At 40.0% G+C, this 2,749-nt stretch carries 2 protein-coding genes; both read left to right on the forward strand.

The window, feature by feature from the left end; all coding sequences use genetic code 11:
• The coding region (locus FS875_RS08685; protein ID WP_425456909.1) for a glycoside hydrolase family 94 protein at positions 1-1,983 on the forward strand (1,983 nt) is incomplete at its 5' end.
• A 116-nt stretch (positions 1,984-2,099) separates the two neighbouring features.
• Positions 2,100-2,749, forward strand: a 650-nt coding sequence (locus FS875_RS08690; RefSeq protein WP_483977070.1) for a beta/alpha barrel domain-containing protein, incomplete at its 3' end; no start/stop codon positions are given.

Genomic DNA, 2,749 nt, shown 5'->3' on the forward strand with positions numbered 1-2,749 from the left:
ATTCTCAAAAACGACGGAAAAAAAATACGGTGTTTACGCCTTTATCATTACGTTGAATGGGTTTTAGGCAATATCCGTACAAAATATGCACCTTTCATACTCCCTTGCTATGATCTTATGCGTGGTGCACATTTTATCCAAAATCCCTATCACATCGAAAAATCGCAACAAGTGGCATTTTTAGCAGCTTCCCAAATGCCGACAAGTACAACCACTGATCGTACTGAATTTATCGGCCTCACAGGAACAGTGAAACATCCTTACGCAATCCGTAAAGCAGCTCCTCTTTCAAATACAGTTGAAGCAGGAGGTGATCCTTGCTCTGCATTTTCCTATGATATTGATCTTCTCCCAGGGCAAACAAAAGAAATCATTTTTTATCTTGGAAGTGCCGAAAATAGGCAAGAAGCGGAAAAATTATTAGACAACGTGCGTGCAAGTGATTTTGAAATTCTGCTCACACAACAAAAACAGCAATGGCATGATTTTGTTTCCCCATTCCAAGTCAAAACACCTGATCCCTCTTTTGATCTTATGGTCAATCATTGGCTTCCTTATCAAATTTACGCTTGCCGTATGATGGCACGTGCTGCCTTTTATCAAGCAAGTGGTGCATTTGGTTTTCGCGACCAATTACAAGACAGCTTGTCCTTGTTATTCTTGAACCCACAGTTGGCGCGTGAACAGTTGTTAAACGCCGTAGCACGTCAATTTCTCGAAGGTGATGTACAACATTGGTGGTTGCCTGAGACAAGTGCGGGTGTTCGCACACGTATTTCTGATGATATCGTCTGGCTGGCCTATGGAACAGCACTTTATGTCAACACCACTGGTGATAACATATTTCTTGATACCCCTATTGCTTTTATTGAAGGTACTTCTCTCTACAATGAACAACAAGACGCTTATTTTAAGCCCATGCAATCCTCAAAGATCGCAACAATTTATGAACATTGTGCTTTGGCTTTAGATCTTGCCATTAAACGCTGTGGACCACATGGACTCCCCCTTATTTTGAGCGGCGATTGGAATGATGGTATGAATTTAGTGGGTGCACACGGCAAAGGTGAAAGTACTTGGTTGGGATGGTTTCTTGGTACTACACTACAAGCATTTATCCCCCTCGCCAAAAAACGCAATGACAACACCCATGTTGCAGCATGGAGTACATATCTTGAATGTTTAACCAAATCCTTAGAAGAAAATGCTTGGGATGGTGCTTGGTATCGGCGTGGTTATTTTGATGATGGAACGCCCCTTGGTTCTCAAATCAATGATGAATGCAAAATTGATACTATTGCCCAATCTTGGGCTGTTCTTTCGCAAATGGCATCGCTTGAACGCCAAAAACAAGCAATGACCTCAATGCTTGAACAGCTGTATGATGCAAAAGGCGGTCTTATACGTCTTTTCTGGCCACCTTTCGATAAAACAACTCTCGAACCTGGTTATATAAAAGGTTATCCTCCAGGTATTCGAGAAAACGGGGGTCAATATACGCATGGTGCTATTTGGAATATTTTGGCGCTTGCGCAAATGGGTGAAAATGATAAAGCTTATGCTTTATTTTCTATGATTAACCCAATTACCCATGGAAAAAATCCTGAAACTTATCGTGTTGAACCTTATGTTATGGCTGCCGATATTTATGCTGTTGAACCATATCGTGGACAAGGTGGTTGGACATGGTATACAGGTTCGGCAGGATGGTTCTACCGCGCTGCAACACAAGCCATTCTTGGAATTAATCGTCAGGATGACCAATTATTCTTAGATCCACATTTGCCTTCCTTCTGGCACGAATGTGAAGTAAAAATGAAATTTCATGATGCTGTTTATACCATTAAAATGAAATGGGGAACTGAAAATGTGCTTCATGTTGATGGTAAAAAATATGCCGAGATTCATACAAGAATACCATTACAAAAAATAGGAAAGCATGAAATCATATGTATTCTTAAATCTTCAAAACAGAAAAAATAAAATACTTTTTTATTCTTGCCCAAAGTCTTAGAGTTGTTATAGTTTCTCTCATTCCTATATGGACTTTGTTGGAGCACAATAATTTTAGATTTGATGAAACTGAAAGAACGAGGGTTATGAATCATCCAGATATTGCGAGGCGTGTTTATAATCATACCTGGAAACTCGATCCTATTATTCGTTCACTGCTCGATACGGATTTTTATAAACTTCTTATGGTACAAATGATCTGGGGACTTTATCCTCATGTCAATGTTACCTTCTCCCTTATAAACCGCACAAAAACAATACGTCTTGCCGATGATATTGATGAGAGTGAACTGCGTGCCCAACTTGATCACGCTCTTACCTTGCGCTTTACGAAAAAAGAAATGATTTGGCTTGCTGGTAATACATTTTACGGACGGAAACAAATTTTCGAACCAGATTTTCTTCATTGGCTTGAGAACTTCCAATTACCAGAATATGAACTTACCCGCAAAAATGGCCAATATATCCTTCATTTTCACGGTCCGTGGGCTCATAGCTCCATGTGGGAAATCCCCGCTCTTGCTATTATCAGTGAATTACGTTCACGTGCCGCTATGAAAAACCTCGATCGTTTTGCTCTCGATGTGCTTTATGCACGTGCTAAAGCAAAAATGTGGAGTAAAGTTGAACGTCTCAAAAAATTACCTGATATTAAAATATCTGATTTTGGTACAAGGCGTCGTCATTCTTTTTTATGGCAACGCTGGTGTGTTGAAGCATTAAAAGAGGGGATTGG

It is taken from the genome of Bartonella saheliensis (assembly GCF_902162175.1).